This is a genomic window from Tepidiphilus olei (genome assembly GCF_006980705.1).
Taxonomy (GTDB): domain Bacteria; phylum Pseudomonadota; class Gammaproteobacteria; order Burkholderiales; family Rhodocyclaceae; genus Tepidiphilus; species Tepidiphilus olei.
Window position 1 is genome coordinate 94,932 of the sequence record NZ_SBHO01000009.1, and the last position, 6,794, is coordinate 101,725.

Annotated in this window: 4 protein-coding genes and 1 pseudogene; all 5 read left to right on the forward strand. The window is 59.3% G+C overall.

The features are described from left to right. Positions 1-149 precede the first annotated feature (149 nt). Positions 150-1,232, forward strand: a complete 1,083-nt coding sequence (locus EPD80_RS09850; RefSeq protein ID WP_142811405.1) for a TRAP transporter substrate-binding protein — start codon at positions 150-152, stop codon at positions 1,230-1,232. A gap of 26 nt (positions 1,233-1,258) precedes the next feature. Beyond that, on the forward strand, positions 1,259-2,341 hold the full coding sequence (locus EPD80_RS09855) for a TRAP transporter substrate-binding protein (RefSeq protein WP_142811407.1): 1,083 nt from the start codon (positions 1,259-1,261) through the stop codon (positions 2,339-2,341). A gap of 300 nt (positions 2,342-2,641) precedes the next feature. Beyond that, the gene (locus EPD80_RS09860) at positions 2,642-3,727 is read left to right on the forward strand and encodes a TRAP transporter substrate-binding protein (protein WP_142811409.1); all 1,086 of its coding nucleotides are present in this window, start codon (positions 2,642-2,644) and stop codon (positions 3,725-3,727) included. Between the two features lie 46 nt (positions 3,728-3,773). Then, on the forward strand, positions 3,774-5,180 hold the full coding sequence (locus tag EPD80_RS09865) for an FAD-binding oxidoreductase (protein ID WP_142811410.1): 1,407 nt from the start codon (positions 3,774-3,776) through the stop codon (positions 5,178-5,180). Between the two features lie 34 nt (positions 5,181-5,214). Then, positions 5,215-6,794, forward strand: a pseudogene (locus tag EPD80_RS09870) (indolepyruvate ferredoxin oxidoreductase family protein); the annotation flags it as partial.

The following is a 6,794-nucleotide window of genomic DNA, read 5'->3' on the forward strand; positions in this document are numbered from 1 at the left end:
ACTGGGATGGGGATGCAAACTGAAGTCAGTCTGTACTTGCGATACCCAGTTTTTTCATTATACTATGATTAAAATTTGTTTTTATATAAAAAAATTTGGGGCGGCCAGGATGCCCGCATCAGAAAGCACGTAGTGGTGGAGGAGAGGAGATGGAACGACGCAATTTCATGCGAGGAGCGGGCTTGGCGGGCATCTTGGCCGCGGGCGTGGCTCCTTCGGTGGTGATGGCGCAGCAAAACGTGCGCTGGCGGCTCGTGTGCGCCTATCCGCGTTCAACCGACGTCGCTTTTGGTGCTGGTGAGACTTTGGCGGCCAACCTTCGCAAACTCACCAGCGGCCGCTTCGAGATTCAGGTGTTTGCCGGAGGGGAAATTGTACCGCCCTTCAGCGTATTCGACGCAGTCCAGCAAGGCACCGTCGAGGCCGGTCATGCCATGCCTTATTACTTCATCGGCAAGAACGAGGCTTTCGCTCTCGATTGTATCATCCCATTTGGCATGAATTCTCGTATGATGACTGCCTGGATGTACGACGGTGGCGGATGGCAGATCTTTCGTGAACTCTATGCTCGCTATGATGTTGTCAATTTTCCTTTTGGCACTACCGGTACTCAATGGGGAGGCTGGTATCGCAAGGAGATCCGTTCGCTCGAAGATCTCAAGGGATTGAAGATGCGAATCGGCAATATGGGAGGGCAAATACTCGCCCGTTTGGGCGGTTTGCCTCAAGCGATCCCTGGGGGTGAGATTTATCAGGCACTAGAGAAAGGGACGATCGATGCGGTCGAGTGGACCCATCCTTACGATGATTACAAAATGGGATTCCACCGGATAGCTCCTTATGGATACTACCCCGCTTGGTGGGAGGGTGGCGGTCAGAATACCTTGTTTGTCAACCGAAAGGCATACGAGGCGCTTTCTCCCGAATACCAAGCCGCCTTGGCGAGTGCTGCTAGCGATGTCCACATTCGCCTCTCGTCCCAGTTCGATGCGCGTAATCCCGAGTCGCTCCGTAAGCTTTTGGCGGAAGGGGCAAAAATTCGACGTATGCCCAAGGACGTCATGGATGCAGCCTACAAGGCCAGTCAAGAGTATTTCGCCGAGCTGAGCGCGCGCAATGAGGATTGGCGGCGTATCTACCCCATCTACGAAAAATTCATGAAAGATGCGTATGCCTGGTTTCGGCTCTCCGAAATTAGTTACGATCAGTACATGGCTAGCGTGACTGGGTAATGGGCGGATGGGCGAGGAGGAGAAAGATGCAACGACGGGATTTTCTTTCCGGTGTGGGGATCGCCGGCATTTTGGCCAGTGGCATGGCCCCGGCGGTGGTCATGGCCCAGCAGAACGTGCGCTGGCGTTTGGTGTCGAGCTATCCCAAGTCGCTGGAGACCGCTTACGGTTGCGGGCAGGATTTCGCGACGGCGGTGCATAAAATGACGGGGGGGCGCTTTCAGATCGAATACTATGCTGCAGGGGAGATCGTACCGGCCTTCGGTGTGTTCGATGCGGTGCAGCAAGGGACGGTAGAGGCGGCGCATACCAATCCTTATTATTACATAGGTAAGAACGAAGCCTTTGCCCTCGATTCGGTCATTCCTTTTGGCATGAATACCAGGATGATGAACGCTTGGATGTACGATGGGGGCGGACTCGAGGAATTTCGGCAGCTGTATGCACGCTACGGCATCGTGAACTTTCCCATGGGCAATACCGGAGCTCAATGGGGAGGCTGGTATCGTAAGGAGATCCGTTCGCTCGAAGATCTCAAGGGATTGAAGATGCGAATCGGCAATATGGGAGGGCAAATACTCTCCCGCTTGGGTGGGTTGCCTCAAGCGATTCCCGCCGCCGAGATCTACCAGGCTTTGGAGAAGGGGACGATCGATGCGGTGGAATGGACCGAACCCTATGATGATCAGAAGCTTGGTTTTCACAAGATTGCCCCCTATGGTTATTATCCTGCATGGTGGGAAGGCAATTCACAGAACGATCTTTATGTAAACGTGAAGGCATACAATGCCTTGCCGAACGAATATCAGGAAGTGGTCCGCATCGCAGCGAGCGAGGCGCACGTCAAGATGATAGCGAAATACGACGCACGTAACCCAGAGGCATTGCGCAAGTTGATCGGCGAAGGGGCGAAGATTCAGCGCATGCCCAAAGACATCATGGATGCAGCCTACAAGGCGGCGCTTGCCTATTTCGACGAATTGAGCGAACGCAACGAAGATTGGCGCCGTATCTATCCCAAATATCGGCGCTTTCTTTTGGATGAGTATTCGTGGTTTCGGCTGGCGGACATCAGTTACGATCAATATATGGCCGGTGTCCTTCGCTGAACGCCTGCGGGCGTAACGTCGATCAAGCCAGCGTAGTGGTTCAAGTAGAGATCGTGAGCGCACTGGAGTTCAGCAAACCCTGGTCGAGGCATTCCAGCGTATCTTGGCACAGGGCAAGGCTCCGGGAGCCTTGGCTTTCGACGAAGCCAGTGCTTGGCGTTACCTGGACGAGGGGGGGTCTTCGTCGCCGTGGGAGCGGATACGGCACTGCTGGCAAGGGAGACGAGCCGCCTGGCGGAGCGTTTCCGAGCTGCTGTCGCGTCATGAGCGCCAGTCCGTATTGGGGATGAGGAGAATTGCATGGATCGTCGGCGTTTTGTCCAAGGAACAGGGTTGGCGGGTATTCTTCTCACAGCGGGGATCGCCCCTGCCGTACGGGCGGAACAGCCAGCGCTGCGTTGGCGTTTGGCTTCGAGCTATCCGCGCTCGCTCGATACCTTGTTTGGCGTGAGCGAGGAGTTTGCCCGCAACGTTGCGGCGCTGACCGACGGCGCTTTCCAGATCGAAGTTTCGGCCGGCGGCGAGATCGTGCCAGCTTTTGGGGTGTTTGACGCCGTCCAAAACGCTACCGTCGAGGCAGCCCATGCCATCGCCTTCAATTTCATCGGCAAGAACGAGGCCTTCGCTTTCGATGCGATCCTGCCCTTTGGTATGAACACGCGCATGATGAACGCGTGGATGTACGAAGCCGGAGGAATGGCGCTGCTGCGCGAACTCTACGCGCGTTATGGAATCGTCAATTTCCCTCTCGGCAATACCGGGGCGCAATGGGGGGGATGGTATCGCAAGCAGATTCGTTCGGTCGAAGATCTCAAAGGCCTGAAAATGCGCGTGGGGAACATGGCCGGTTTCGTTTTGAGTAAGCTCGGAGCAGTCCCTCAGGCCATTCCGGGCGGTGAGGTCTATCAGGCGCTCGAGAAAGGCACGATCGACGCGGTGGAATGGAGTTCACCCTACGACGACCAGAAACTGGGGTTTCACCGCGTCGCGCCCTATGGCTACTATCCTGCATGGTGGGAAGGCAGCGCCCAGGTCACCTTATTGATCAATGCCAAGTCCTACGAAGCCCTGCCAAAGTCCTATCGGGAAGCGATACGCATCGCAGCCACCGATGCGCACACTCGGATGCTCGCAAAATACGATAGTCGCAATCCAGAGGCGTTGCGCCGACTCATCGCCGAGGGGGCCAAAATCCAGCGTATGCCGAAGGAAGTCATGGATGCAGCCTTCAAGGCGAGCCGCGAGGTTTTTGCCGAGCTCGAAGAAAAAAACGCAGATTTCCGGCGTTTGAATGCGCTGTATCAGAAATTCTTGCGCGACGAGTATTCCTGGTTTCGCTTGTCTGAGCAAAGTTATGACCAGTACCTGGCTAGCGTGATCCTCTGAAACGCTTCGAGGTCACGCTGCCGTCGATCGCCAAGGGAGAAAAGCGATGGAGACCATAAACCGAAACCGTCCATTCGTCGCCGAGCTGCCGTCGACCCTCGTCGAAGAATTATCTTTGTTGCTGGGCGAGCGTTTTACCCAATCTCCGGGCGTGTGTGCCCACCACGGTCACGACGAGTCACACTTTCCCGACCATCCACCCCAGGCGGTGGCGTTCGTCGAGCACCGGGAAGAGATCGCTGCCCTGTTGCGCGCCTGCTCGGCGCACCGCGTCCCCGTCATCCCGTTTGGCGCCGGCTCTTCGCTGGAAGGGCATGTGTTGGCGGTGCATGGTGGCATCGCGCTCGATTGCACGCGCATGGATCGCATCCTCGAGATCGACGTCGAGGACATGCTCGCAGTGGTGCAACCGGGCGTGACGCGCAAACGGCTCAACGCTGCCTTGCATGGCACGGGGCTCTTTTTTCCCATCGACCCTGGGGCGGATGCCTCGCTCGGGGGTATGACCGCTACCCGCGCCTCGGGCACCAATGCCGTGCGCTACGGTACCATGCGCGAGAACGTGCTCGCCCTCGAAGTGGTGCTCGCGGATGGGAGAGTGCTGCGCACGGGTACCAGGGCCAAGAAATCGTCCGCCGGCTACGATCTCACCCGTCTTTTCGTCGGCTCGGAGGGGACTCTGGGCGTTTTTACCGAGATCACCGTGCGCCTCCATCCTCTGCCCGAGGAGCTCGCCGCGGCGGTCGTGCCCTTCCCCAGCCTGGAGGAAGCGGTGCAGACGGTGATCGAGACGATCCAGGCCGGCGTGCCGGTGGGGCGAGTCGAATTCGTCGACGAGGTCTGTGTACGTGCCCTCAATGGCTACAGTAAAACCAATCTAGTCGAAGCACCGACGCTCTTTTTCGAATTCCAGGGCAGCAAGCGCAGCATCGAAGAACAGGTCGAGACGGTGGCGGCGATCGCGCGCGAGCATGGCGGTGAGCACTTCGCTTGGGCCATCAAGCCGGAAGAGCGTAACCGTCTGTGGGAGGCGCGGCATAATGCCCTCTATGCTGCCCTCAGCCTACGCCCGGGCAGTAAGGCCATTTCTACCGATACCTGCGTTCCCATATCCCGACTGGCCGAGGCGGTGACACGATCGCGCGCCGCCATCGATGCTTCCGGTTTCATCGCGGGCATCGCCGGCCACGTGGGCGATGGCAATTTCCATGTCGTCATTCTGCTCGATCCCACTAACCCCGAGGAAATTGCCGGGGCCGAGGCGCTCAATGCGCAGATCGTGACCATTGCGCAGTCGTTGGGCGGCACCTGCACCGGCGAGCACGGCATCGGCATGGGAAAGAGGGAATTCCTACGTCGTGAGGCGGGCGAGGTGGCGATCGACGTGATGCGCGCGATCAAGCACGCCCTCGACCCTTTCGGTATCCTCAACCCGGGTAAGGTGCTGCCCTAAGGCAGCCGTTCTCGTTTTCTGCGGAGAGTTTCTCATGAGCAGTACCGCCGTCCCCGCACCCGTCGTCCAGCCGCTCGCCAGTTTGGATGATCGCTATGTCGTCACGGGTCGCGTCTATCTCACCGCCTATCAGGCATTGGTGCGCCTGCTGCTCATCCAGCGGGAGCGCGATGCGGCCGCTGGACTCAACACGGCCGGCTTCGTCTCTGGCTACCGGGGTTCGCCCCTGGGTGGGCTCGATCAAACCCTATGGCGCGCCAGGAAACACCTGCAGTCGCACCACATCGTCTTCCAGCCCGGCGTCAATGAAGACCTCGCTGCCACCGCCATCTGGGGCACGCAGCAGGTGGGGCTCTTTCCCGGCGCCAAGTACGACGGCGTTTTTGCCATGTGGTATGGCAAGGGGCCGGGGGTCGATCGCTGCGGCGACGTCTTCCGCCATGCCAACGTCGCGGGTACTGCCCGTCATGGCGGCGTACTGGCGATCGCCGGGGACGATCACATGTGCCGTTCCTCGACCATCGCCTCGCAGACCGATCAGGACTTCGTGGCGATGATGATGCCCATCCTCGCCCCGGCCGGCGTCCAAGAGTACCTCGACTATGGGGTGCATGGCTACGCCATGTCCCGCTTCAGCGGGTGCTGGGTGGCCTTCAAGGCGGTAGCCGATACGGTGGAAACCTCGGCTTCGGTCGACGTCGATCCGTTCCGCATCGATACGCGTATCCCCGAAAATTTTCCCTTGCCGCCCGATGGCGTGCATATCCGCTGGCCCGATCCGGCCTTGGCGCAGGAGCAGCGGTTGCTGAAAGTGAAACTGGCCGCAGCGCAAGCCTATTGCCGGCTCAACGGCCTCGATCGTATCGAGATCGATTCTCCGCAACCGCGCCTGGGCATCATCACCACCGGCAAGGCCTATCTGGACGTGCGCCAAGCGCTCGACGAGCTCGGTATCGACGAGGCGCGCGCCGCGGCGATGGGCATCCGTCTCTACAAAGTGGGCATGGTTTGGCCGCTCGAGCCTGAGGGGGCACGCCGCTTCGCCGAAGGGCTCGAAGAGATTCTCGTGGTCGAGGAAAAACGCGCCCTCGTCGAAAGCCAACTCAAAGAGCTCCTCTATCCGCTCGATGGACGTTTGCCTCCGCCAATCTACGGCAAGTACGACGAACGGGGTCAGGAGCTGTTGCCTGCGACCGGTGAGCTCACACCGACCCTGGTGGCGCGCGTGCTCGCTCGTCGCCTATTGCGCCTAGGGCCATCCGCCGAGCTCGAACAGCGTCTGGCTTGGCTCGAAGGCTTGGAGCGGCCGGTGGCGCTACAAAATATTCCTCTCGATCGAGTACCGACTTTCTGCCCCGGATGCCCGCACAACACCTCCACCCGCGTACCGGAAGGAAGCCGGGCGCTGGCCGGTATCGGCTGCCATGCTATGGCCATGTGGCTTCCCGATCGGCGCACGGTGACGTTCACCCACATGGGCGGCGAAGGGGTCAATTGGGTCGGTCAAGCCCCTTTCACCGAAGAGCGCCACCTCTTCGCCAACATGGGCGACGGTACCTACTTCCACTCGGGCATCCTCGCCATCCGCCAGGCGGTGGCCGCCGGGGTCAATAT